27 protein-coding genes, 1 other RNA gene and 1 other annotated feature are annotated in these 24906 nt (G+C 54.8%); of the genes, 16 read left to right on the plus strand and 12 right to left on the minus strand.

What is annotated here, in order from left to right; genetic code table 11:
• The first annotated feature begins 9 nt into the window (after nt 1-9).
• From ACXIZX_RS04270 to amtB, 4 genes are all read left to right on the plus strand, one after another.
• Complete coding sequence (locus tag ACXIZX_RS04270; protein ID WP_008103911.1) at nt 10-1779, plus strand: SmdA family multidrug ABC transporter permease/ATP-binding protein; 1770 nt, start codon at nt 10-12, stop codon at nt 1777-1779.
• Nucleotides 1772-3547, plus strand: coding sequence for a SmdB family multidrug efflux ABC transporter permease/ATP-binding protein (locus ACXIZX_RS04275; RefSeq protein ID WP_479403644.1), 1776 nt, complete (start codon nt 1772-1774; stop codon nt 3545-3547). Before ACXIZX_RS04270 ends, ACXIZX_RS04275 begins: the two co-directional genes overlap by 8 nt.
• Before the next feature lie 259 nt (nt 3548-3806).
• On the plus strand, nt 3807-4145 hold the full coding sequence (gene glnK, locus ACXIZX_RS04280; RefSeq protein WP_007886947.1) for a P-II family nitrogen regulator: 339 nt from the start codon (nt 3807-3809) through the stop codon (nt 4143-4145).
• Nucleotides 4146-4178: 33 nt separating this feature from the next.
• Nucleotides 4179-5468: an ammonium transporter AmtB gene (gene amtB, locus ACXIZX_RS04285; RefSeq protein WP_008103907.1), complete on the plus strand. Its 1290-nt coding sequence runs from the start codon at nt 4179-4181 to the stop codon at nt 5466-5468.
• A 71-nt stretch (nt 5469-5539) separates the two neighbouring features.
• Here the strand turns inward: amtB and tesB are convergent, their stop codons facing one another.
• Nucleotides 5540-6403 carry an acyl-CoA thioesterase II gene (gene tesB, locus ACXIZX_RS04290; RefSeq protein ID WP_479403645.1) on the minus strand — a complete coding sequence of 288 codons (864 nt, stop codon included), beginning with the start codon at nt 6401-6403 and terminating at the stop codon, nt 5540-5542.
• A 205-nt stretch (nt 6404-6608) separates the two neighbouring features.
• On the opposite strand from tesB, the gene ACXIZX_RS04295 reads away from it, so the two are divergent.
• Nucleotides 6609-7166 carry a YbaY family lipoprotein gene (locus ACXIZX_RS04295; RefSeq protein ID WP_008103903.1) on the plus strand — a complete coding sequence of 186 codons (558 nt, stop codon included), beginning with the start codon at nt 6609-6611 and terminating at the stop codon, nt 7164-7166.
• Between the two features lie 145 nt (nt 7167-7311).
• On the opposite strand, the gene ACXIZX_RS04300 is transcribed toward ACXIZX_RS04295, so the two are convergent.
• Nucleotides 7312-7623, minus strand: coding sequence for an MGMT family protein (locus ACXIZX_RS04300; RefSeq protein WP_008103902.1), 312 nt, complete (start codon nt 7621-7623; stop codon nt 7312-7314).
• A 177-nt stretch (nt 7624-7800) separates the two neighbouring features.
• Between ACXIZX_RS04300 and ffs the strand changes: the two genes are divergently transcribed.
• Nucleotides 7801-7897, plus strand: an RNA gene (gene ffs, locus ACXIZX_RS04305) — signal recognition particle sRNA small type.
• Nucleotides 7898-8026: 129 nt separating this feature from the next.
• Here the strand turns inward: ffs and ACXIZX_RS04310 are convergent.
• The 3 genes from ACXIZX_RS04310 to ACXIZX_RS04320 form a co-directional block, all read right to left on the minus strand.
• Nucleotides 8027-8245, minus strand: coding sequence for an HHA domain-containing protein (locus tag ACXIZX_RS04310; RefSeq protein WP_007886938.1), 219 nt, complete (start codon nt 8243-8245; stop codon nt 8027-8029).
• Nucleotides 8246-8269: 24 nt separating this feature from the next.
• Nucleotides 8270-8647 (minus strand): Hha toxicity modulator TomB, encoded by a 378-nt coding sequence (tomB, locus tag ACXIZX_RS04315; protein WP_007886936.1) that lies wholly within the window; start codon nt 8645-8647, stop codon nt 8270-8272.
• 147 nt (nt 8648-8794) lie between these two features.
• Nucleotides 8795-9148, minus strand: a complete 354-nt coding sequence (locus ACXIZX_RS04320; protein ID WP_479403646.1) for a hypothetical protein — start codon at nt 9146-9148, stop codon at nt 8795-8797.
• Nucleotides 9149-9488: 340 nt separating this feature from the next.
• On the opposite strand from ACXIZX_RS04320, the gene ACXIZX_RS04325 reads away from it, so the two are divergent.
• The 3 genes from ACXIZX_RS04325 to ACXIZX_RS04335 are packed head-to-tail and all read left to right on the plus strand — an operon-like array spanning nt 9489 to nt 11882.
• Nucleotides 9489-10145 carry a metal ABC transporter ATP-binding protein gene (locus ACXIZX_RS04325; protein WP_061717586.1) on the plus strand — a complete coding sequence of 219 codons (657 nt, stop codon included), beginning with the start codon at nt 9489-9491 and terminating at the stop codon, nt 10143-10145.
• Nucleotides 10142-10981, plus strand: coding sequence for a metal ABC transporter permease (locus tag ACXIZX_RS04330; RefSeq protein WP_179451700.1), 840 nt, complete (start codon nt 10142-10144; stop codon nt 10979-10981). The genes ACXIZX_RS04325 and ACXIZX_RS04330 overlap by 4 nt, the downstream gene beginning before the upstream one ends.
• A 22-nt stretch (nt 10982-11003) precedes the next feature.
• Nucleotides 11004-11882 (plus strand): metal ABC transporter substrate-binding protein, encoded by an 879-nt coding sequence (locus ACXIZX_RS04335; RefSeq protein ID WP_479403647.1) that lies wholly within the window; start codon nt 11004-11006, stop codon nt 11880-11882.
• 44 nt (nt 11883-11926) lie between these two features.
• On the opposite strand, the gene ykgO is transcribed toward ACXIZX_RS04335, so the two are convergent.
• The 4 genes from ykgO to ACXIZX_RS04355 form a co-directional block, all read right to left on the minus strand.
• The gene (gene ykgO, locus ACXIZX_RS04340) at nt 11927-12067 is read right to left on the minus strand and encodes a type B 50S ribosomal protein L36 (RefSeq protein WP_008103894.1); all 141 of its coding nucleotides are present in this window, start codon (nt 12065-12067) and stop codon (nt 11927-11929) included.
• Nucleotides 12068-12082: 15 nt separating this feature from the next.
• Nucleotides 12083-12340 (minus strand): type B 50S ribosomal protein L31, encoded by a 258-nt coding sequence (locus tag ACXIZX_RS04345; RefSeq protein WP_008103892.1) that lies wholly within the window; start codon nt 12338-12340, stop codon nt 12083-12085.
• 149 nt (nt 12341-12489) lie between these two features.
• Nucleotides 12490-15639 (minus strand): efflux RND transporter permease subunit, encoded by a 3150-nt coding sequence (locus ACXIZX_RS04350; protein ID WP_479403648.1) that lies wholly within the window; start codon nt 15637-15639, stop codon nt 12490-12492.
• A 16-nt stretch (nt 15640-15655) separates the two neighbouring features.
• On the minus strand, nt 15656-16846 hold the full coding sequence (locus ACXIZX_RS04355) for an efflux RND transporter periplasmic adaptor subunit (protein WP_008103889.1): 1191 nt from the start codon (nt 16844-16846) through the stop codon (nt 15656-15658).
• A gap of 142 nt (nt 16847-16988) precedes the next feature.
• Between ACXIZX_RS04355 and acrR the strand changes: the two genes are divergently transcribed.
• Nucleotides 16989-17630: a multidrug efflux transporter transcriptional repressor AcrR gene (gene acrR, locus ACXIZX_RS04360; protein WP_061717444.1), complete on the plus strand. Its 642-nt coding sequence runs from the start codon at nt 16989-16991 to the stop codon at nt 17628-17630.
• On the opposite strand, the gene rsmS is transcribed toward acrR, so the two are convergent.
• The 3 genes from rsmS to priC are packed head-to-tail and all read right to left on the minus strand — an operon-like array spanning nt 17627 to nt 18601.
• Nucleotides 17627-17782 (minus strand): pleiotropic regulatory protein RsmS, encoded by a 156-nt coding sequence (rsmS, locus tag ACXIZX_RS04365; RefSeq protein ID WP_008103886.1) that lies wholly within the window; start codon nt 17780-17782, stop codon nt 17627-17629. The two genes, acrR and rsmS, sit on opposite strands and share 4 nt — an antisense overlap.
• Nucleotides 17783-17790: 8 nt before the next feature.
• Nucleotides 17791-18036 carry a GlsB/YeaQ/YmgE family stress response membrane protein gene (locus ACXIZX_RS04370; protein ID WP_479403649.1) on the minus strand — a complete coding sequence of 82 codons (246 nt, stop codon included), beginning with the start codon at nt 18034-18036 and terminating at the stop codon, nt 17791-17793.
• Nucleotides 18037-18088: 52 nt separating this feature from the next.
• Nucleotides 18089-18601, minus strand: coding sequence for a primosomal replication protein PriC (gene priC / locus ACXIZX_RS04375; RefSeq protein WP_479403650.1), 513 nt, complete (start codon nt 18599-18601; stop codon nt 18089-18091).
• A gap of 57 nt (nt 18602-18658) precedes the next feature.
• On the opposite strand from priC, the gene ACXIZX_RS04380 reads away from it, so the two are divergent.
• The 6 genes from ACXIZX_RS04380 (at nt 18659) to htpG (ending at nt 24833) form a co-directional block, all read left to right on the plus strand.
• Complete coding sequence (locus ACXIZX_RS04380; RefSeq protein ID WP_479403651.1) at nt 18659-19042, plus strand: DUF454 family protein; 384 nt, start codon at nt 18659-18661, stop codon at nt 19040-19042.
• 149 nt (nt 19043-19191) lie between these two features.
• Entirely contained in the window at nt 19192-19743 is a 552-nt protein-coding gene (gene apt / locus ACXIZX_RS04385) for an adenine phosphoribosyltransferase (protein WP_479403652.1), read from the plus strand.
• Between the two features lie 151 nt (nt 19744-19894).
• Nucleotides 19895-21874: a DNA polymerase III subunit gamma/tau gene (gene dnaX / locus ACXIZX_RS04390; protein ID WP_479403653.1), complete on the plus strand. Its 1980-nt coding sequence runs from the start codon at nt 19895-19897 to the stop codon at nt 21872-21874.
• Nucleotides 21216-21277 (plus strand) — a sequence feature (DnaX frameshifting element). Its footprint overlaps the gene before it by 62 nt.
• Before the next feature lie 50 nt (nt 21875-21924).
• Complete coding sequence (locus ACXIZX_RS04395) at nt 21925-22254, plus strand: YbaB/EbfC family nucleoid-associated protein (protein ID WP_008103874.1); 330 nt, start codon at nt 21925-21927, stop codon at nt 22252-22254.
• Nucleotides 22254-22859, plus strand: a complete 606-nt coding sequence (gene recR, locus ACXIZX_RS04400; RefSeq protein WP_008103873.1) for a recombination mediator RecR — start codon at nt 22254-22256, stop codon at nt 22857-22859. Before ACXIZX_RS04395 ends, recR begins: the two co-directional genes overlap by 1 nt.
• A 99-nt stretch (nt 22860-22958) precedes the next feature.
• Nucleotides 22959-24833, plus strand: a complete 1875-nt coding sequence (gene htpG, locus ACXIZX_RS04405; protein ID WP_154153571.1) for a molecular chaperone HtpG — start codon at nt 22959-22961, stop codon at nt 24831-24833.
• Nucleotides 24834-24906 lie beyond the last annotated feature (73 nt).

Below are 24906 nucleotides of genomic sequence, written 5' to 3' on the forward strand. Positions count from 1 at the left end.
GACACGCTTGTGCAATTATTCAGCCAGTTAAGTTGGTATTTCCTGCGCGAGTGGCGGCGATATCTGGGCGCCGTCAGCTTGCTGATCGTTATTGCCTTATTGCAATTGCTGCCACCGCACGTGGTTGGCGTGATTGTCGACGGCGTCACCCAGCATAATTTAAGCGCCGGGCAGATCTTTATGTGGATCGGCGTGATGCTGGTGACGGCGGTGATCGTCTATCTGCTGCGCTACGTCTGGCGCGTACTGTTGTTCGGCGCATCCTACCAATTAGCCGTTGAGCTACGTGAAGATTTCTATCGTCAGCTCAGCCGCCAGCATCCGGCATTTTATCTGCGTCATCGCACCGGCGATCTGATCGCCCGCGCCACCAATGATGTGGATCGCGTGGTGTTTGCCGCCGGTGAAGGCGTGCTGACGCTGGTGGATTCGCTGGTGATGGGATTGGTGGTGCTGATTGTGATGAGCACCCAAATCAGCTGGGAACTGACGTTACTGGCGCTGATCCCGATGCCGATTATGGCCTTCGCCATTCAGAAAGATGGCGCACGCCTGCATCAGCGTTTCAAAGTGGCGCAAGCGGCGTTCTCCAGTCTGAACGATCAAACCCAGGAAAGTCTGACCAGCATTCGCATGATCAAAGCCTTTGGCCTCGAAGATCATCAGTCGCAGCAGTTTGCTGGCATCGCTGCCGATACCGGCAAGAAAAATCTGCATGTGGCGCGCGTGGATGCGCGTTTTGATCCGATCATTTATATCGCCGTTGGCTTCTCCAACCTGCTGGCGATTGCCGGTGGCGGCTGGATGGTGTGGAACGGCAGTTTGACGCTCGGGCAGCTCACCAGCTTTGTGATGTACCTCGGCCTGATGATTTGGCCGATGCTGGCGCTGGCATGGATGATCAACATCGTTGAGCGCGGCAGTGCGGCATGGAGCCGTATCCGTTCCTTGCTGGCGGAAGCGCCTGCAGTTGAAGATGGAGCGAAAGTGTTGCCGCCCGAACCTGGCGTGATGCAAGTTGCCATTCGTGAGTTCCGCTATCCGGCCAGTTCTGGCCCGGTGCTGAGCCATGTTAACTTCCAGTTAAAACCGGGCCAGATGCTAGGCTTATGCGGGCCAACCGGCTGCGGCAAGAGCACGCTGCTGAGCCTGATTCAGCGCCACTTCGACATCGATCAGGGCGATATTCGCTACCACAATACGCCGCTGCCGCAGTTGCGGCTCGATAGCTGGCGCAGCCGGTTGGCGGTGGTCAGCCAAACGCCGTTCCTGTTCTCCGACACCATCGCCGCCAATCTGGCGCTGGGTCGCCCGAATGCGACGCAGCAAGAGCTGGAGCGCGTCGCAACCATGGCCTGTGTGCACGATGATATTCTGCGCCTGCCGCAAGGTTATGAGACCGAAGTGGGCGAGCGCGGCGTGATGTTATCGGGCGGGCAGAAGCAGCGCATTGCGATTGCACGCGCGCTGCTGCTGAATGCCGAAATTCTGATTCTGGATGATGCGCTGTCGGCGGTTGATGGTCGTACTGAACATGACATCCTGCATAACCTGCGTCAGTGGGGTAAAGGGCGCACCTTGATTATCAGCGCGCATCGTCTGTCGGCGCTCACTGAAGCGAGTGAAATTCTGGTGCTGCAGCAGGGCGCCGTGGCACAGCGTGGCGATCATGACACTCTGGCCGCCAAAGAAGGCTGGTATCGCGATATGTATCGTTATCAGCAGCTGGAAGCCGCGCTGGATGACGATGAAGTGGCAGAAGGAGCAAGCCGTGGCTAAATCACAACGTTTATGGCCGACGCTGAAACGTCTGCTGGCGTATGGCAAACCGTGGCGTAAATCGCTGTGGCTGGCGGTCGGCATGCTGTGGATTGCCGCGGCAGCCGAAGTGACCGGACCGGTGCTGGTGAGTTACTTCATCGATAATCTGGTGGCAAAACATCAAATGCCGTGGGGCATCGTCGCTGGCCTGCTGGTGGGCTTTATCCTGCTGCAATTGCTGGCTGCCGGTCTGCACTATTTTCAGGCATTGCTGTTTAACCGCGCGGCGATTGGCGTGGTGCAGCAATTGCGCGTAGACGTGATGAACGCGGCGTTGCGCCAGCCTCTCAGCGCCTTCGATACGCAGCCGGTCGGACAAATTATCTCGCGTGTCACCAACGACACCGAAGTGATCAAAGATCTCTACGTCACCGTGGTAGCAACGGTGTTGCGCGCCGCCGCGTTGATTGGCGCGATGCTGGTGGCGATGTTCTCTCTCGACTGGCGTATGGCGCTGGTGGCGATCGTGATTTTCCCGCTGGTGCTGACGGTGATGCTGATTTATCAGCGCTTCAGCACGCCGATTGCGCGTCGCGTGCGCAGCTATCTGGCGGATATCAACAACGGCTTTAATGAAGTGATCAACGGCATGAGCGTGATCCAGCAGTTCCGCCAGCAGGTGCGCTTTGGTGAGCGCATGGGCGAAGCCAGCCGTTCGCACTATCTGGCGCGTATGGAAACGCTGCGGCTGGATGGTTTTTTATTGCGCCCGTTGCTGAGTCTGTTTTCGGCCATGATTCTGTGCGGTTTGCTGATGCTGTTCAGCTTCGCCACGCCAGGCGTGTTTGAAGTGGGCGTGCTTTATGCCTTTATTACCTATCTTGGTCGCCTCAACGAGCCGCTGATTGAACTCACCACGCAGCAGTCGATGCTGCAACAAGCGGTGGTGTCTGGCGAGCGCATCTTCGAACTGATGGATGCAGAGCAGCAAGGTTACGGCAGCGATATTCAGCCGCTGGCTTCCGGCAGCATCTCGCTGCGTGATGTGAGCTTTGCCTATCGCGATAACCGTGATGTGCTCAGCAACATCAATCTTGAGGTGCCCGCGCGTAATTTTGTTGCGCTGGTGGGACACACCGGCAGCGGGAAAAGCACGCTGGCGAATCTGCTGATGGGCTATTACCCGGTGACGCGCGGTAGCATTGAGCTGGATGGTCGCCCACTGCCGCAGCTGTCGCACGCCGCTTTACGTCAAAGCGTTGCGATGGTGCAACAGGATCCGGTGGTGCTGGCGGATTCGCTGCTGGCCAACGTGCGCTTAGGGCGTGATATCCCGGAAGAGCAAGTGTGGCAGGCGCTGGAGACGGTGCAGTTGGCACCGTTGGCGCGCAGCATGGCGGACGGCATCCATACGCGTTTAGGCGAGCAGGGCAATAATCTGTCGGTTGGGCAGAAACAGCTACTGGCGCTGGCGCGCGTGTTGGTGTCATTGCCACAAATCCTGATCCTCGACGAAGCCACTGCCAATATTGATTCCGGTACGGAACAGGCGATTCAGCACGCGTTGCGTGCATTACGTCAGCACAGCACGCTGGTGGTGATCGCGCATCGCCTTTCCACCATCACCGAAGCCGATCAAATTTTAGTGCTGCATCGCGGTCAGGTAGTGGAGCGCGGTACGCATGCTGAGCTGCTGGCCGAGCAGGGCCGTTACTGGCAGATGTATCAGTTGCAGCAGGCCGGCGATGAACTCGCGGCGGGCATCCCCGTACAAGCTGAAGGGTGAATTGCACCTTTTTTGCACAGTTTTATCGGAATGTTCTGTATTGATGCACTTCTTTGAGGCTTGAAGCACCAAAGAAGTGCAATATTGCAACACCTTTCCTATTCCTCCTCCCCAATCTGCGCTGTGCTTCACATAACGAAGCGTGATGCAGCGCGCCTATGCTACTGACATTCCCCTTTTTTTATTTATGGCACAGCCTTTGCTTATATCCCTGTGTGTCCGCGAAGACTCACTCAATTTCTTATCCGGAGGGGAACGTATGAAGCTGGTTACCGTGGTAATCAAACCATTTAAGCTGGAGGACGTGCGTGAAGCCTTATCCTCTATTGGCATTCAGGGACTGACAGTTACCGAGGTTAAAGGTTTCGGTCGCCAGAAAGGTCACGCAGAGCTTTATCGCGGTGCCGAGTACAGCGTTAACTTCCTGCCTAAAGTAAAAATTGATATCGCTATTGCGGACGACCAACTTGATGAAGTGGTCGATGTCATCAGCAAAGCCGCGTATACCGGCAAAATTGGCGACGGCAAGATTTTCGTCGCAGAACTGCAGCGCGTCATTCGTATTCGTACCGGCGAGACCGACGAAGCAGCACTGTAACTGGGGCTCTGAATTGTGATGGGATGGAAAGAAATGAATAAACTGATAACGAAGTTGGGCCTCACCAGCCTTGCGCTGTTACCTTCTCTGGCGATGGCGGCAGCGCCTGCCGTCGCAGATAAAGCCGATAACGCCTTTATGATGATCTGTACCGCGCTGGTACTGTTTATGTCGATTCCAGGCATTGCGCTGTTCTACGGCGGTTTGATTCGCGGTAAGAACGTGCTGTCGATGCTGACGCAGGTTGCAGTGACCTTCTCGCTGGTGTGCGTGCTGTGGGTGATTTACGGCTACTCGCTGGCGTTCAGTGAAGGCAACTCCTTCTTTGGTAGCTTCCAATGGGCGATGCTGAAAAATATTGAGCTGAAAGCGGTGATGGGCAGCTTCTATCAGTACATTCACGTTGCGTTCCAGGCTTCCTTCGCCTGTATTACCGTCGGCCTGATTGTCGGTGCGCTGGCTGAACGTATTCGCTTCTCGGCGGTACTGATTTTCGTGGTGGTTTGGCTGACGCTGGCTTATCTGCCAATCGCACACATGGTTTGGGCGGGTGGCTTGCTGGCGCAAGATGGCGCGCTCGACTTCGCGGGCGGCACCGTGGTTCACATCAACGCCGCAGTCGCTGGCCTGGTGGGTGCTTATCTGGTGGGTAAACGTGCTGGTTTCGGCAAAGAAGCCTTCAAACCACATAACCTGCCGATGGTGTTCCTCGGTACCGCGATTCTGTATGTGGGCTGGTTCGGCTTCAACGCCGGTTCTGCTTCCTCAGCTAACGAAATCGCTGCGCTGGCGTTCCTGAATACCGTAGTGGCTACGGCGGGTGCGGTGCTGTCGTGGGTGTTCGGCGAGTGGGCGGTACGTGGTAAACCTTCTCTGCTCGGTGCGTGTTCAGGCTTCATCGCTGGTCTGGTGGCGATTACCCCAGCTTGTGGTTATGTTGGTGTCGGCGGCGCGTTGATTATCGGTCTGGCGGGTGGTTTAGCCGGTCTGTGGGGCGTAACTACTCTGAAGAAATGGCTGCGTGTTGATGACCCATGTGATGTATTCGGTGTGCACGGCGTGTGTGGCATCCTCGGTTGTATCCTGACCGGCGTGTTCGCCTCCTCTTCATTGGGCGGCGTAGGCTACGCAGAAGGTGTGACCATGGGCCATCAGGTTTGGATTCAGTTGTTCAGCGTGGGCGTGACCATCGTCTGGACTGCAGTTGTGGCCTTCATCGGCTTCAAACTGGCGGATATGATTGTTGGCCTGCGTGTTCCGGAAGATCAGGAACGTGAAGGTTTGGATGTGAACAGCCACGGCGAGAACGCTTACAACCAGTAACAGCCGGGCTGAAGAAGAGCAGTGCGCTAAAATTATAAAAAGCAGAAGGGGCGATAATATCGCCCCTTTTTTTATGCGTCGCGTTGGCGCATCACGCCTTCCTGTACCGTGGTCGCCACCAGTCGGCCATCCTGCGTATAAAACTCGCCACGCACAAAACCGCGCGCGCCGGAGGCAGAGGTGCTCACCACGCTGTACAGCAGCCATTCAGACAAGTCGAACGGGCGATGGAACCACATTGAGTGATCGATGGTGGCAACCTGCATATCGGCTTCGAGAAAGCCTTTACCGTGCGGCTGCAGCGCCACCGGCAGGAAGTTGAGATCCGAGGCATATCCCAGCAGGTATTGATGGATACGGCGATCGGCTGGTAACTCGCCGTTGGCACGAATCCACACCTGACGCAGCGGTTCATCAACGTGGCCTTTTAGCGGGTTATGAATCTGTACCGGACGAATATCCAGCGGACGCTCGGCGAGGAATTTTTCTTTCAGCTTGAGTGGCAGATGGTCGGCCAGCTTTTTCGCCAAATCCTGTTCCGATGGCAGATTATCCGGGCCCGGCACCTGCGGCATGCTGTTCTGGTGCTCGAAGCCGCTTTCTGGTGCCTGGAACGAGGCGGTCATGTAGAAGATCGGTTGGCCATTCTGTACCGCGCTGACCCGGCGTGCGCTGAAGCTTTTGCCGTCACGCAGCGTTTCGACATCATAAATGATGGCTTTTTGGCTATCGCCCGGACGCAGAAAGTAGCTGTGGAAGGAGTGAATGATGCGCTCTTCCGGCACCGTTTGTTTCGCGGCATACAGCGCCTGGCCAACTACCTGGCCACCAAACACCTGGCGCAGACCAAGATCTTCGCTCTGACCACGAAACAGGCCTTCTTCCAGTTTTTCCAGATTTAATAAATTAAGCAGGTTGTGCAGTGCCTGGCTCATAGCGGATTCCTCAGCGTGACTAATCGCGTCAGTGTGAAAGATCCGACCAGTTTCCGTCAATGATTTTGCCGCGATTTCAGTGGGCTGGCGGAAGGTTTAGGCGCAATGCCGATATTTGTGCCAGAATTAAGGTCATTCGGCGGCTGAAAAGCTAAGTAATGAATTTACCGCCGACAATCATAGTGTTCATAAGGAGACGACATCGATGAAAATCTGGCAAGTTATTAGCGGTATGACCCTTGCAGCGGCGATTACCGGTTGTGCGGACCACAGCAAGCCGGTAGCCACACCTACACTTGGCTCAGCGGTAGCGGGGCAGCAGGCCGCCATTGCGCAGCCGAATGTCAGTGGTTCGGTGTATATCCGCCAGCGCATCGCGCTGCCACCGGATTCCGTGCTAACCGTAACGCTGTCTGATGCATCGCTGGCCGATGCGCCTTCAAAAGTCTTGTCACAGCGCGTAGTACGTACTGAAGGGAAACAGTCACCGTTCCAGTTTGTTCTGCCGTTCAATCCGGCTGACATCCAGCCGAACGCGCGCATTCTGTTAAGTGCTGCGATTTCAATTGATGGCAAGCTGGCGTTTATCACTGATACGGTGAAACCGGTGATTAATCAGGGCGGAACGAAAGCCGAACTGCTGTTGGTTCCCGTGACTAACGTCGCGATGCAAACCCAGCCGGGTGCCGCAACAACAGTGCCATCGACTTCTCCTACGCAGGTGACGCCATCGTCCTCGGTGCCGGCACCGACGAGTTTGTAATCTACCAAACGGCATAGGCTAAGCGCACAGGCCCGCTGCCGTGGAGTAAAGCGTCACACGCCATGGATGGCGTGTGCCGAGCGATCAGGGACGAGACAGCGGCTTTACGGAACGGCAGCGGGCTTGGGCGCGACATATCGCACAGCTAAATTTCCCAACGATATTTTTCCAGCTCAATCTCCCCAGCATCGCTCACCTCAATGCCTTCCGCTTCTAGCGCATCACGCTGACGAAACAGATCGTCGCCCTGCAGCGAAATCCTGCCGTGACGATTAATAACGCGAAACCAGGGTAACTTACTGCCTTCCGGCAAACGGCGTAATACGCCACCTACCTGACGTGCCGCGCGTGGCGATCCGGCCAACTGTGCAACATCACCATAAGTGGTGACCTTTCCTGGCGGAATGGCTGCAATGATTTGCCACACGCGCTCAGAGAAATTGTTTTGGTCGCTCATATGCGCACCTATTTTCATCAGGAAAGGGCAAACTTTAGCATGCAGAAGGGTAGACATCAGCGCATTGCTGTGTGCTTGTGCAAGAAACCAACGGTTGTCGGGCCTGCGCTTGCAATTGCCAGGGGCATACTTGATAATGCATGCGCTCTCGAAATGAGGGCTTGTCAATGGGGGCCCTGTTGGTTCTCCCGCAATGCTAACTTGTGAACTCGGTCAGATCCGGAAGGAAGCAGCCGCAGCAGGCGACGCGTGTGCCGGGATGTAGCTGGCAGGGCCCCCACCATTTTGTACCCGCCTAATACTCCACAGAATTTTACGCACAGAGAAATCTGGCAATCCTTTGCCTGTGATTCAATCCTTGATTAATACGATGATGGTGCAGAGCGGCTGTTAGGGGAAAAACTTAGCGGACGAACTTCCAGACAGAAACCGGTACTTTATCGTAAAGCTTATTCATGGTCAGTTCAGCCAGACGATGATCGGCTGCCGAATAGAATACCGCGAGTTCATTATCAGGTAATTCATACTTGTTTTTTTCGATAACCCGTTCAAGGGTATCGATTGAGCGACAGCGGCGCAGTCGCATCAAATAATCTGTTTTGGTTAAGGCTTGGTTGCTCATAAATAAACCGGTCTCAGTCTGGTGCTAAAAGGAATGGCTAGGTTGTTGGAGATAAGCACACTCTTCGGCAAACAGATTAAATAAACGTTTTGCTGAACGCTGCCACCGTTGTAGATCCTGAGTATTGATTCCATAGCTGCTGAACAGCATAAAGGTATCGTCAAGATATTCATCGATTTGCGTAATCAGGGCTTCATCTTCAACGTGCTTAATTTTGTAATTCATCGTGAAAGAAGCGATATGCTCAATCAAATCGTTGAGCTGTAAATTGCTTTCCGAAGTAGGATCATTAACCCAACCATGATGGCTATCAGTCAATGTCGCCATACTTTCGTCGAACAAGTTCTCACACAGGTATTTAAGCTGGGCAATATCATGCCGTTTCGGTGAGTATTCGTCCATCTTTTTCCCCTCCATAGCTAGCACAGTTACCGCAGCGCGGCGAGATTAGGAAAAGCTACCAGGAAGCGATCTCGAATAAAATTGAATTCAGCGACTCCTTAAATGTAATCCACAATCATTAGCTTTGCTCACCTCAATTACCAAATATTACAATTCGTCGGCAGGAGAGGGGCGCTCATTGTCAATCACTTCAAACACCAGCGCGCCGGGCGTTACCTGAAACAACACTTCTTCACGACGCTTAAACGTTTCATTTAAATCCAGGCAAGGATTAAATAAATTCCAGCTGAAATCGTAAAGCATTTTAAATCGATTGTTGTTGGTTGGTTGAATAGAAATAATCTGGAAGCTCTCGGGAACTAATTGCGAGTTTTGAGAATACCACTGTAAATCACCGGCTAATGCCTCGGCTATTTTGAGAATATTCCCCTGGATAATTCTTACCAACTTTTCGCAATCGTCCTCATCCACAGCAATATCACAATGAATAATAGACGGCATTTTGTATCCAGTAAAAGAATGATGTTTCTATCATTGAGCTTATTGGGTGACATTGCAAGTCGCTAATAAACAGAAAGAGTAATCGTTGTGATGGGTTTCATAACTCAATCATGGCGAAACGGCGAATTACAGCGGTAATCGTCTTGAGCGATCAACTTTTGAAACACTTTAACTCGGGCGCAATAGAGGAAAATTCGGGTAGGATAATTGTTATGTTATAACATTTTTGGTTGTTGAGTATGAATCACAGCGGTTTACTTCTTTCCCTTGGCGGCCGTTTGCTGGTTGCGCTGATGCTGATTGCCTTTCTGGCAATAGCCTTATGGTGGGGAATGCAGAAATGATGCATTTCAACCGCTTACAAGCAGGTTATCAAGGCCGTGCGGTGACGCCTGTAGTTAATGGTGAGCTGGCAAAGGGCAGCATGACGGCGCTGATTGGCGCTAACGGCACCGGCAAATCGACCTTATTGAAAACCATTGCCGGCTTACTGCCGCCGATTTACGGCAGCTGCGAATTGCAGATCCCACGTAAAGCACTGGGCTGGTTACCACAACGCAGTGAACTCGAAACCCGCTTTCCTCTTACTGCTTATGAACTGGTGGCGATGGGCTGTTGGCCACGCTGCGGCTGGTTTGGTGGCATTAATCGCGCCTTGCGTCTGGAAATTGATGCCGCGCTGGATGCGGTGCAAATGCGTGAGTTTGCCGATGCGCAGCCAGCCACTTTATCCGGCGGACAACTACAGCGCATATTGTTCGCGCGCTTAATGCTGCAGCGCAGCCAACTCTGGCTGCTGGATGAACCCTTCAACGGCATTGATAGCCAAACCGTCACCTTGCTGATGTCGATCCTTGAACAGCAGCAGCAGGCGGGCACCACATTATTAGTGGTGCTGCACGATCGTCCGCTGGTGGCGCGCTATTTTCAGGATGTGTTATCGCTCGATGACGCTGATTCCGCACAAACGCCAACGTTGCGTAGGGTAGCGTCGTGACATTACTTCAACCCTTTATCGAATTTGGTTTCATGCGCCGTGCGTTGGTGGCATGCGTGGCATTAGCGATTAGCGCCACGCCGCTGGGCGTCTTCCTTTCGCTGCGCCGCATGAGTCTGGTCGGCGATGCGTTATCACATGCAGTATTACCCGGCGCGGCGATAGGTTATCTGGTGTCGGGATTATCGCTGGTGGCGATGGGCATTGGCGGCCTGATTGCCGGTTTGGCAGTGGCGCTGCTCTCGGGGGCGGTCAGCCGTTACACGCACCTCAAAGAGGATGCCAGTTTTTCGGGCTTCTACCTCGGATCTCTCGCACTCGGCGTCACGCTGGTGTCACTGCGTGGTTCCAGCGTTGATCTGCTGCACGTGTTATTTGGATCGCTGCTGGCGGTGGATAACGCGGCAATTCTGCTGGTTGGCGGCATTGCCGCTACGACCTTGCTGCTGCTGGCGGTGATCTTCCGTCCATTGGTGATCGATGCCTTCGATCCCGATTTCCTGCGCGCACAGGGCAAATGGAGCGCACCGCTGGTGCACGGTCTGTTCCTGATGCTGGTGGTGCTCAATCTGGTGGCGGGCTTTCAGGTGCTGGGCACGCTGATGTCGGTGGGATTGATGATGCTGCCGGCCACCAGCGCACGCTTCTGGAGTCGCCACCTGGCTTGCATGCTTGGCATCGCCATGCTGCTGGCGATCGTCTCTGCGTTTATCGGTCTGATTCTTTCGTGGCATTTCTCGCTGCCGGCTGGACCTGCGGTGGTGCTGAGTGCTGCGGTGCTGTTTCTGCTTTCTGTTTTGACAGGACCATGTGGCGGCCTGTTGCGCCGTCGATAACGAAACCAATAAGGGGATATGAATGAAAAAGTTACCGCTGAGTCTGGCGATTGGTGCCATGCTGATTAGCCCACTGTCGCTGGCGAAAAGCGTTGATGTTGTGGCGAGTTTTACCGTGCTGGCGGATATCGTTAAACAGGTTGGTGGCGATCACGTCAACGTGAAATCGCTGGTCGGCCCGAACGGCGATCCGCACACCTTCGAACCGACACCGCAGGATAGTCAGGCGCTGTCGAAAGCGGATATGGTGTTTGTCAGCGGTTTGGGCATGGAAGGTTGGATGGATCGCCTGATCAGCGCGTCAGGTTACAAAGGCACCATCGTAGTGGCCTCGAACGGTGTTAACACGCGCAAGATGGAAGAGGACGGTAAAAGCGTCACCGATCCGCATGCGTGGAACAGCATGCAAAACGGTGTGATCTACGCCACCAATGTGATGAATGCGCTGATCAAAGCCGATCCTGAAGATGCGGCGGATATTCGTAAAAGCGGTGAAAGTTACATTCAGCAGTTGCAAAAGCTAGATAGCTGGGCGAAAACCGCTTTTGCTGAGGTGCCGAAGAACAAGCGTAAGGTGCTGACCAGCCACGATGCCTTTGGCTACTTTGGCCAACGTTATGGCGTCAGTTTCCTTGCGCCGGTGGGCTTCTCTACTGAAGCGGAAGCCAGCGCCAGCGATGTGGCTTCGATCATCAAACAGCTGAAGGCCGAGCACATCAAAACCTACTTCATGGAGAATCAAACCGATCCACGTCTGGTAAAACAGATTGCCAGCGAAACCGGCGCACAGCCGGGCGGTGAACTCTATCCTGAAGCGTTGTCGGAAGCGAATGGCCCGGCAGCGACCTATGTTGCTGCGTTCAAACACAATGTTGACGCCATTCTGCATAGCATGAAGTAAAAAAAAGGCCGGGGAGCATCCCGGCCAATTATCACGACACTTTCCTACCTTTTTTTCTTTCTTCCCTGAACCGCCTTAAAGCGCGGGTTGGTTTTGCAAATCACATAAATGCGACCTTTACGACGCACGACTTTGCAATCTTTATGGCGCGTCTTTGCAGAGCGCAATGAACTCAATACCTGCATCTCTTCTCTCCAGCGTTACTTGTTGCGCGACAGGAAGCTGCCAAAACGCTGGTTGAAGCGCGCGGTGCTGCCTTCTTTGGCGAAATCTTTCTGTTTGCCGGTATAGAACACGTGGGATTTTGACGAGACATCCAGCGTGACGTACGGCAGCACTTCACCTTCAAACTCAATGGTGCGCTCGGTTTTGATAGTGGAGCCGACTTTGAAGTATTCGTTGGCCGAGGTGTCGTGGAACACCACAGGGCGATAAAGGGGATGGATATTCGGTTTCATAGTAACCTCGCTATGTAATGTTATACTATAACAATATTATGAACCCGAGAGTGGCTGATTGCAACCGTGGAAAACGCAGGGCTTTTGGCAGGGCAGAGAAGCAGCAATAAAAAAGGCCGCATCAGCGGCCTTTTAAGGAAGGGTAGAGCTTAGTGTTTGTGCTCTACCGGATGACCTTGTTCGAGGTCACCTTTGTTCTTACTGAAGCGGCGACGTACCACCACGAAGAACACCGGAACGAAGAAGATAGCCAGCGCGGTCGCTGTGACCATCCCGCCCATTACGCCAGTGCCTACCGCATTCTGCGCGCCAGAGCCAGCACCGGTGCTGATCGCCAGCGGCATTACGCCGAGGATAAAGGCGAGCGAGGTCATCAGAATCGGACGCAGACGCATACGGGATGCTTCCAGCGTTGATTCAACCAGCCCTTTGCCTTCCTTCTCCATCAAATCCTTGGCGAATTCGACGATAAGAATGGCGTTCTTCGCCGACAATCCTATGGTGGTCAACAAGCCCACCACAAAGTAGACGTCGTTACTCAAGCCACGCGCCGTGGTGAAGATCAGTGCGCCGACAACACCCAGCGGTACCACCAACATCACCGAGAACGGAATCGACCAGCTCTCATACAGCGCGGCCAGACACAGGAACACCACAATCAGCGAGATAGCATACAGCGCCGGTGCCTGGTTACCTGACAAGCGTTCCTGATAGGACATGCCGGTCCAGTCGTAACCGATACCCGCAGGCAGTTTTCCTGCCAGCTGTTCCATCAGGTTCATGGCATCACCGGAGCTCTTGCCTGGTGCAGCCTGGCCGAGAATCTCCATTGATGGCAAGCCGTTGTAACGCTCCAGACGTGGCGAGCCGTACTGCCACTTCGCCGAAGAGAAGGCGGAGAACGGAACCATGGTGCCGCCGCTGTTGCGCACGAACCACTTACTGATATCGTCCGGCAACATACGTGAATCGGCCTGGCCCATTACGTACACTTTCTTCACACGACCGCGGTCGATGAAGTCGTTGACGTAAGAACCGCCCCATGCGGCGCCCAGCGTGGTGTTGATGTCTGACAGCGACACACCCAGCGCCTGTGCTTTTTCCTGATCGATAATCAGTTTGTACTGCGGCGTATCTTCCATACCGTTTGGACGCACGCCCACCAGCGTATCCGGATGCTGGGCAATCATGCCAAACAGCTGGTTACGCGCGGCGGTCAGCTTCTCGTGACCCAGGTTGCCCTGATCGGTCAGCATGAAGTCGAAGCCGGTGGCGTTACCCAGTTCGATAATCGCTGGCAGGTTGAACGGGAACACCATTGCATCTTTGATTTGACCGAGCGCCTGCATGGCACGACCGGCAATCGCAGGCACTTTCAGGCTGGCATCGCCACGCTCATCCCACGGCTTGAGGCTGACGAACGCGATACCGGTGTTCTGTCCACGACCGGCAAAGCCGAAGCCGTTAACGGTAAACACCGAATTCACGCTGTCTTTCTCTTTGTTCAGGAAGTAGTCAGTAACCTGATCCAGTACTTTCTGCGTACGTTCCTGGGTTGCACCGGCTGGCAATTGCGCCTGAGCCAGTAACAGACCCTGATCCTCTTCCGGCAGGAATGAGGTAGGCAGTTTTATGAACAGGTAAGCCATGCCGACGACGATTACCAGGTAAATCAGCAGGTAACGACCGGTGCTGCGAACGATGTGGCCCACACTATCAACATAGTGGTTGGTGCTCTTATCGAACACGCGGTTAAACCAACCAAAGAAGCCGGTAGTTTTACCATGGGTGCCTTTTTCCACCGGCTTCAGCAAGGTGGCACAAAGCGCTGGAGTCAGAATCAACGCCACCAGCACCGAGAGCGCCATCGCCGAAACGATGGTGATCGAGAACTGGCGATAGATGACGCCGGTTGAACCGCCGAAGAAGGCCATCGGAATAAATACCGCTGACAGCACCAACGCGATACCGACCAACGCGCCCTGAATCTGCTCCATCGAACGTTTGGTGGCTTCTTTAGGCGGCAAGCCTTCTTCCGCCATCACACGCTCAACGTTCTCGACCACCACGATGGCGTCATCCACTAACAGGCCGATGGCAAGCACCATCCCGAACATCGTTAGGGTGTTTATCGAGTAACCAAAGGCGCTGATGACGGCGAAAGTACCCAGCAAGACTACCGGTACGGCGATGGTTGGAATCAAGGTCGCACGGAAGTTCTGCAGGAACAGATACATCACCAGGAACACCAGCACGATCGCTTCAAACAGCGTTTTCACCACTTCGAAAATCGAAATTTTCACGAACGGCGTGGTGTCGTACGGATAGACCGTTTTCATGCCTGCCGGGAAGAACGGCTGCAGTTTCGCCAGTTCTGCTTTCACCGCATCGGCGGTGTCCAGCGCGTTAGCGCCGGTTGCCAGCTTAATACCGATACCGGAAGCCGGTTTGCCATTATAACGCGCGATGATCTCGTAGCTTTCACCACCGAGTTCAATCTTCGCCACGTCACGCAGGCGCACCTGAGAACCATCCTGATTCACTTTCAGCAAGATCTTGCCGAACTCATCTGTTGAAGTCAGACGGGTCTGCGCAATGATCGAGGCATTAAGTTGTTGACCCGGCACAGGTGGCGTGCCGCCCAACTGACCGGCGGCGATTTGGGTGTTCTGAACCTTCAATGCGCTGATGACATCCACTGGCGTCAGTGAGTAGTTATTCAGCTTGTGTGGGTCCAGCCAGATACGCATCGCATACTGCGCACCAAACACCTGCGTATCACCAACCCCCGGCATACGGCTGACCGGATCTTTGATGTTCGAAGCAACATAGTCAGAAATATCGTTCTGCGTCATGTTGTCGTTATCGCTGACGAAACCTGCCACCATCAGGAAGCTGCTGGAGGATTTCTTAACCTGAATCCCCTGTTGCTGCACTTCTTGTGGCAGTAACGGTGTGGCCAGCTGCAGTTTGTTCTGCACCTGAACCTGCGCGATATCAGCGTCAGTACCGGATTGGAAGGTCAGCGTCAGCGTCAATGTGCCCGACGAATCACTGCTCGATGACATATACATCAGGCCATCGATACCGTTCATGTTTTGCTCGATGACCTGCGTCACCGAATCTTGCAGCGTTTTCGCATCAGCACCCGGATAGGTTGCCTGGATTTCAACTGCCGGCGGCGCAACATTGGGATATTGCTCAATCGGCAGGCTGATAATCGATAGCACACCAACCAACATGATGATGATGGCGAGCACCCACGCAAAAATGGGGCGATCAATAAAGAACTTAGCCATGTATCAGTGGCTCCTGTTATGACGATGATTTAGCAGACGGTGATTCTGGTGCAGCTTTGGCATCATCGGAGACTTCTTGTGGCGTCACCTGCGCACCCGGTTTGGCACGCTGGATACCGGTGGTGATCACCCGATCGCCTGCTTTAAGACCTTCCGTTACCAGCCATTTGTCACCAAATGCCTGATTAGCGGTGATATTACGAGATTCCACTTTATTATCCGCGCCCACTACCATCGCCGTTGCCTGACCGGTTGGGGTACGTGTTACGCCCTGTTGCGGTACCAGCAATGCGGTTGGATTGGTGCCTTCATCCAGACGTGCGCGAACAAACATACCTGGCAGCAGGCGATTGTCCGGATTCGGGAAGATGGCGCGCAGCGTGATTGAACCGGTGGTTTCATCCACGCTCACATCAGAGAATTCCAATGTGCCTGTTTGCGGGTATGCGTTACCGTTTTGCATCAGCAGGGTGACGTTGGCCTTACCGTCGTTCTGTTTCAGCTGACCGGATTCCAGTTCTGCGCGCAAACGCAGGAATTCATCACTGGATTGGGTCACGTCGACATACATAGGATCGAGCTGTTGCACGGTCGCCAGCGCGGTAGTCTGCCCATTTGAAACCAGCGCACCTTCGGTCACTGACGATTTACCAATACGACCGCTAATTGGCGAGGTCACTTTGGTATACGCCAGATTGATGCGTGCGGTTTCAACGTTGGCACGCGCAGCCTGTGCGGCAGCAGCCGTTTGGGCTGCTGTGCCTGCGGCGGTGTCATAGTCCTGCTGACTGATGTACTTGGTACCCAGCAGCGGCTTATAGCGCGTGATAGTCAACTGCGCCACGCGAGCATTGGCTTCAGCCTGGGCTAAATCCGCTTTAGCGCTGTCGTAGGCCGCCTGGTAGGTGGCGGGATCGATCTGATACAGCGACTGACCGGCTTTTACATCACTACCTTCAACAAAATTACGCTTGAGAATAATACCTGACACCTGAGGGCGAACTTCCGCAACGCGGAAAGCCGAGGTACGGCCCGGCAGCTCAGTAGTAATTTGCAATGGTTCGTTTTTTAACGTCACAACACCCACTTCTGGGGGCTGCTGCTGGGCGGCTTGCTGGGATTTATTATCATCACATCCTGTTAACAAAAAGCTGCCTGAAAGCATCAGGACGGCCGCCAGAGGCGCTAATCCTCTGTTTTTATTCATAAATAAACCTCTAGTGTCCGATATCAAATGATCAATGGATCACAAACCGATAAACCCATTGCTGCGTTAAAACACGGGTCGTGCTATGGTACATACATTCACAAATGTATGTAAACTTACAAGTTTGTAAAAAAAGCCCAGCATGGCACGAAAAACCAAAGCGCAAGCTCTTGAAACACGGCATCAAATTCTTGACGCCGCATTAGCACACTTTTCCGAACATGGTGTGGCCGCCACGTCTCTGGCGGATATCGCAACAGCGGCCGGCGTCACGCGCGGGGCTATCTACTGGCATTTCAAAAACAAAGCCGATCTCTTACATGAAATCTGGCTACGTTGTGACGCTGGGCTGGACGATGTGGAACTTGAGTATCAGACAAAATACCCGGGTGATCCACTTTCTGTTGTACGTTCAATGTTGATCTATATCCTTGACGCCACAGCAAAGGATCCGCAAAGACGCGCATTAATGGAGATTATCTTCCATAAGTGTGAGTTTGTTGGCGAAATGTCGACGTTACAGGATATGCGCCAAAGCTTACTGCTGGAGTGTTACGACCGCATTGAAGTGGTGTTGAAAGAGTGTATTGAGGTCGGTCAGTTGCCCAGTAACATCAATACGCGGCAGTCTGCCCGCCTGATGTGCGGCTACATCAACGGCATGATGGAAAACTGGTTATTCAATCCGCAGGCTTATGATTTGGCTGCCGATGCGCCGCAGCTAGTCGATGCATTTTTGGATATGTTGCGACTTAGTCCAACACTTACCACCGGGCCACGTTAAGCAGCATCTTCCGCCGCTTTCTTTTGTTGATAATCCCGCTGAACAATTGCCAGCGCGGCCAGCACGGTGGCGGTGGGAACATTATTCTCTTCAAGCAGTTGAATCAGATCGACGGCAAGCTTGATTTCGTCGGGTGCGCTGTCCAGTGACATTGTTTCTCCTATATACGTAATTTCGCCGCGACCAGCAGCATTAACAGTGCACCCAGCAGCGCGCTGGCGAAACCGGCTGGATGCAAGGCGGCCAGATCGCCGGTGGTGAAATAGGTAGCGATATAGCCGCCAATCAGCGCGCCAATCACCGCCAGCACCAGCGTCGGCACAAATCCTCCCGGACGACCGGGAAAAATCACCCGCTTAAGCCAGCCTGCTGCTAAACCAATTACAATCCAAAAAACCAGCGCCATGATTTTTCTCCTTTTTCTCACCGCACTGAGTATAGAGGAAAAAGCGCCGCGTTTAGCGTGGCATAGACGGCAACTCCAGTTTGTAGATGGCGGCGCGGCAGCGTGCCAGACGCTCCTGCAGCTGATCGACTTCACGAATCAATTGTTGCTGAACGCTAAGGGTTTCGGCGCGCGCCAGATGCTGCTCGCGCTGTTGAATCATCGCCAGTAAGCGCTTTTCGTAGCCTTGATACTCTTCACGTTTGGTCTGGCGTGCATCGACGCGTGGCCGCTCGCGCTTCACCCGCAGCTGTTGGCTTTGGCATTCACGCTGCAAGGCGGCAATCTGATCCAACACTTTCTCCGCCAGCCATTGACGACGCGCCACATCGGTATCGGCTGCGGTTAACTGCGTAATATTGCCTTCCAGTTCGCGCAGATAATCCGCCAGACGCGTGCCGCTGGTGCGAAACAGTTGAGAGTCAAAGCGCGGCTGACGACAGGCACCATCCGGCTGCTGCGCAATCTGCTGGCGCAGTAGATCTAACATGGCGTGGAGACGCTGCTGTGCGGGCGCTTGGGGCATCACTCTGTTTCCGACTGTGTTAACGTAACGCTGTTTTGACTCATTCAGGCATCAGGCATGCAGCGCATTTTACTACTGAGCCTTGGCTGGCTGGCGATTGTGCTAGGTACGCTGGGCATTGTATTACCTTTATTACCTACGACGCCATTTGTGTTGCTGGCGGCTTGGTGTTTTGCCCGCTCGTCGCCGCGTTTCCACCATTGGCTGCTGTGGAAATCGCCGTTTGGCCGCTACATTCGTCACTGGCAGCAGCATCGTGCTATGCCACCCGGTGCCAAATTTCGCGCCATGTTGCTGATTGTGATTACCTTTTCGATCTCGATTTATCTGGTGAACCTGCTGTGGGTACGCATTCTGTTAGGCGCGATGCTGTGCATGCTGCTGCTTTTTATGTGGCGCATTCCGGTCGTTGCCGAGGATGCCAGCCCGCCACAACAGTAGCGTGAGGGTTGCATTTAGCCGGGTATTTGCATAGATTTGGGCATCTTCGTGCGTGGCTTCCCTTATAAACGACTTCGCTTAACCCGGTTTCCGGGGTTTGGCGCTAGAGAAGCTGCGCGTATTAGATATTTTCTCCAGGCGTAACATTTATGACCGCAACTGCGCAGCAGCTTGAACTCATCAAAAACAGCATTAAAAGCATTCCTGACTATCCGAAGCCGGGCATTCTGTTCCGTGACGTAACCAGTCTGATGGAAGATCCGCAGGCGTATGCCGCGTCGATCGCCATTCTGGTCGAGCGTTATCGTAACAAAGGCATCACCAAGGTGGTGGGAACGGAAGCGCGTGGCTTCCTGTTTGGCGCGCCGGTGGCGCTGGGTTTGGGCGTGGGTTTTGTGCCGGTGCGTAAGCCAGGTAAACTGCCGCGTGAAACCTTCAGCGAAAGCTATGAGCTGGAATACGGCACCGATGCGCTGGAACTGCACAAAAATGCCATCAAGCCAGGCGATGTGGTGCTGGTGGTGGACGATCTGCTGGCAACCGGCGGCACGCTGGAAGCAACGGTGAAACTGATCCGCCGCGCCGGTGGTGAAGTGAAAGACGCCGCATTCGTGATTAATCTGTTTGACCTGACCGGCGAAGCCCGCCTGACCGCCATGGGCGTCGAGTGCTTCAGCCTGGTGAATTTCCCCGGCCACTAAGGCCTGCGCGCTCCGCTATGCGGCGGGGCGCCACCTCTGCAAAGTTAGTGGTTGCTGATCCGCTGGTGGCTGTTAAACTACTGCCAAAATAAACAGGGTTTGCGAAGCTGCATTTTCTCCCTTCTCCCTAAATTCCAGTGATTGAATCCACATGAGCTATCAGGTACTTGCGCGAAAATGGCGTCCCCAGGCCTTCGCTGACGTAGTCGGTCAGGAACATGTGCTGACTGCGCTGGCTAACGGGTTGTCACTGGGACGAATCCATCATGCTTATCTCTTTTCTGGCACCCGCGGCGTCGGGAAAACCTCGATCGCCCGTCTGCTGGCGAAGGGCCTTAACTGTGAAACCGGCATCACGTCAACGCCGTGCGGACAATGCGACAACTGCCGCGAAATCGAGCAGGGCCGCTTTGTCGATCTGATTGAGATCGATGCCGCCTCACGCACCAAAGTGGAAGATACGCGCGATCTGCTCGATAACGTGCAGTACGCGCCCGCGCGCGGTCGCTTCAAGGTCTATCTGATCGATGAAGTGCACATGCTGTCGCGCCACAGCTTCAATGCGCTGCTGAAAACGCTGGAAGAGCCGCCATCGCACGTCAAATTCCTGCTGGCGACCACCGATCCGCAGAAGCTGCCTGTGACGATTCTGTCACGTTGCCTGCAATTCCATCTTAAAGCGCTCGACGTTGAGCAAATCCAGCAGCAGCTGGCGCATGTGTTGCAGCAGGAGCAGATTGCTGCCGAACCGCGCGCGCTGCATCTCCTGGCGCGCGCCGCTGACGGCAGTATGCGCGATGCGCTGAGCCTGACCGACCAGGCGATTGCCATGGGGCAGGGCAGCGTAACGCGTGACACCGTGGCACAAATGCTCGGCACACTCGACGACGAACAGCCGCTGGCGCTGATTGAAGCGCTGGTGGAGGGTCAGGGCGAACAGGTGATGGCGCTGCTAAATCAGGCCGCATCGCGCGGGGTGGAGTGGGAAGCGCTGCTGGTTGAGATGCTGCGTTTGCTGCACCGCATTGCGATGGTGCAGCTGTTACCGAGCTCGCTCAGCGAGGACGATCTCAGCCAAGCCGATCGCCTGCGCGAGTTAGCGCGCGTGCTGCCACCGGCTGACGTGCAGCTCTATTACCAAACGCTGTTGATGGGACGTAAAGATCTGCCGCTGGCACCGGATCGGCGCTTAGGCGTGGAGATGACACTGCTGCGCGCGCTGGCCTTCCATCCGCAGGCAACAATTGCTGAGCCGCTGGCGCGTCCCACCTTGACGCCACAAGCTGCTCCGCAGGTGGCTGCGCCGCAAGCCGCACCAAAAGCCGTGCCCGCTCCGGCTGCGCAGCCGCAGATGGCACCGCCGAACCATGACGCGCCGCCAATGTCGGATGATTATCCGGACATGCAGCCAGCGTCCGATCCGTTACCCGACTCCACCAGCCAGTTGTTACAGGCGCGAACGCAGTTGCTGCGTCAGGGAGCCGGCAAAGCAAAAAAGAGTGAGCCGGCAGCGCGTTCCGCGCGGCCGGCGAATCCGGCGCTGGAACGTCTCGCTAGCGTCACTGAACGTGTGCAACAACGTGCGTCTGAACCCACGGTAAAAGCGCCGGCTAAACCGGAAGCCTATCGCTGGAAAACGCAGCTGCCGGTTGAGGTTAAAGCGGAGCCGGTGGCGACGCCAAAAGCCTTGCGTTCGGCTCTGGAGCATGAGAAAACGCCAGAGCTGGCGCTACGTCTGGCGGAAGAAGCCCAGCAGCGCGATGCGTGGGCCGCAGAAATCGCCGCGCTGACGCTGCCGAAACTGGTGCAGCAAGTGGCGCTCAATGCGTGGAAAGAGGTGGGCGAGAATGGCATTACGCTGCATCTGCGCAGCAGCCAGCGCCATCTGAATTCTGCGTCGGCAAAGCAAGCGCTGGCGGACGCGCTGAGTCAGTCTGCCGGTCAGCCGGTTGAATTGACCATTATTGAAGACGATAATCCTACGGTATTGACGCCACTGGAGTGGCGCCAGGCCATTTATGAAGAGAAGCTGTCGCAGGCGCGGCAGTCGATCGAAAGTGATACCCATATTCAGACATTGCGTCGATTCTTCGATGCTGATTTGGATGAAGAGAGTATTCGACCGGTGTGAACATGCTGCCGCGCGTCAACTGCGCGCAGCCCCAGCAGAGAGAGAAAACTATGTTTGGTAAAGGCGGATTGGGCAACCTGATGAAACAGGCCCAGCAGATGCAAGACAAAATGGCCAAAGTTCAGGAAGAGATCGCCGCGATCGAAGTGACCGGTGAATCAGGCGCTGGCTTGGTTAAAGTAACCATCAACGGTGCGCACAACTGCCGTCGTGTCGAAGTCGATCCAAGCTTGCTGGAAGATGACAAAGACATGCTGGAAGATCTGATCGCTGCAGCCTTCAACGATGCGGCACGTCGTATTGATGAAACGCAGAAAGAGAAGATGGCTGCTGTCTCTTCAGGTATGCAGCTGCCACCTGGCTTCAAGATGCCGTTCTGATGCAAACCAGTCCACTGCTTGAATCTTTGATGGAGTCGTTGCGCTGCCTGCCGGGCGTTGGCCCGAAGTCGGCGCAGCGCATGGCTTTTCAGCTGTTGCAGCGCGATCGTAGCGGTGGCATGCGTCTGGCGCAGGCGTTGACCCGCGCCATGTCGGAAATCGGCCACTGCGCTGATTGCCGTACCTTCACCGAGCAGGAAATCTGCACCATCTGCGCCAATCCGCGTCGTCAGCAAAACGGCCAGATTTGTGTGGTGGAGAGCCCGGCAGATATCCACGCCATTGAGCAGACCGGCCAGTTTGGCGGCCGCTACTTTGTGCTGATGGGCCACTTGTCACCGCTGGATGGCATTGGTCCACAGGATATCGGCCTGGATCGGCTGGAGCAGCGTCTTGAGCGCGAAACCTTAACCGAAGTGATCCTCGCCACCAATCCGACGGTGGAAGGGGAAGCCACGGCCAACTACATCGCCGAGCTGTGCGGACAATATGGCGTTGATGCCAGCCGCATTGCGCACGGTGTGCCGGTTGGCGGTGAGCTGGAAATGGTCGATGGCACCACGCTGTCGCACTCGCTCGCCGGACGCCACAAGATTAATTTCTAATCACTTGCCGATGTCTTCGCAGACATCGGCTTGAAATCCTGCCCTTCATCCCCATTTCTCTCTCAACGTATCATCAACCCCGATTCAGTTGAGGTAGCAATGACCATGAAAGGACAAGAGACGCGTGGCTTCCAGTCAGAGGTAAAACAACTTCTGCACCTGATGATCCATTCGCTCTATTCAAATAAAGAGATTTTCCTGCGCGAGCTGATTTCCAATGCTTCAGATGCCGCCGACAAACTGCGCTTCCGCGCGCTGTCGACGCCCGATCTGTATGAAGGCGACGGCGACCTGCGCGTACGTATCTCGGTCAACCCGGAAAACCGCACGCTGACGCTCAGCGATAACGGCATCGGTATGCGCCGTGATGAGGTGATTGAGAACCTCGGCACCATCGCGAAATCCGGTACCAAATCCTTCCTCGAATCCATGGGCTCCGATCAGGCGAAAGACAGCCAGCTGATCGGCCAGTTCGGCGTGGGCTTCTACTCGGCGTTCATCGTGGCGGATAAAGTTACCGTGCGCACCCGCGCCGCTGGCGCTAAAGCCGATGAAGCGGTGTTCTGGGAATCTGCCGGCGAAGGCGAATACACATTGGCGGAGATTGAGAAAGCCGATCGCGGTACCGAAATCACGCTGCACTTCCGTGAAGGCGAAGACGATTTCCTTGATGCGTGGCGTGTACGTAACGTGATCAGCAAATACTCCGATCACATCGCGCTGCCGGTGGAGATTGAAAGCAAAGACGAAGAGAGCGACACCACCACCTGGGAAAAGATCAACAAAGCCCAGGCGCTGTGGACGCGTAACAAGTCCGAGATCAGCGACGACGAGTACAACGAGTTTTACAAACATATCGCCCATGATTTTAGCGATCCGGCGATCTGGAGTCACAACCGCGTGGAAGGTAAGCAGGAATACACCAGCTTGCTGTATCTGCCATCACGCGCGCCGTTTGACATGTTCAATCGCGACAGCAAGCATGGCCTGAAACTCTACGTGCAGCGCGTATTCATCATGGACGATGCTGAGCAGTTCATGCCGAACTACCTGCGCTTTGTGCGCGGTCTGATAGATTCCAACGATCTGCCGCTGAACGTGTCGCGTGAAATCCTGCAGGACAGCCGCGTGACCCAAAGCCTGCGTGCCGCGCTGACCAAGCGTAGCCTGCAGATGCTGGAAAAACTGGCGAAAGACGACGCAGAAAAATATCAGCAGTTCTGGAAAGAGTTCGGTCTGGTGCTGAAAGAAGGTCCAGCCGAAGACAATGCTAACCAGCAACAGATTGCCAAATTGCTGCGTTTTGCCACCAGCCAGAGCGAAGGCGCCGAGCAGACCATTTCGCTCGACGACTACCTGACGCGCATGGTGGAAGGTCAGGATAAGATTTACTACATCACCGCCGACAGCTATGCCGCCGCGAAGAGCAGCCCGCATCTGGAACTGTTCCGCAAGAAAGGCATCGAGGTGCTGCTGCTCTCCGATCGCATCGACGAATGGATGATGAGCTACCTCACCGAGTTCGACGGAAAAACCTTCCAGTCAGTCAGCAAAGCGGATGATTCGCTGAGCAAACTGGCCGACGAAGAGACCGAAGAGCAGAAAGAAGCGGAGAAGGCGCTGGAGCCGTTCGTTGAGCGCGTGAAAACCCTGCTGGGCGAGCGCGTGAAAGAGGTGCGTCTGACGCATCGTCTCACCGATACGCCAGCGATCGTCACCACCGATGCCAACGAAATGACCACGCAGATGGCGAAACTGTTTGCCGCAGCGGGTCAGGATGTGCCAGAAGTGAAGTACATCTTCGAGATCAATCCGGATCACACGCTGGTGAAACGCGTGGCCGACACCCAGGACGAAACGCGCTTTGCCGAGTGGGTTGAGCTGCTGCTGGATCAGGCGCTACTGGCTGAGCGCGGTACGCTGGACGATCCCAACCAGTTTATCCGTCGCATGAACCAGTTGCTGACGGCTTAAGCCTGTGCGGTAATTGGCAAGGGCGTCATAAATGACGCCCCTACATTCGCCTTCGTAGGGTCGCCATTCATGG

The sequence above is a fragment of the Candidatus Pantoea symbiotica genome, from assembly GCF_056491525.1.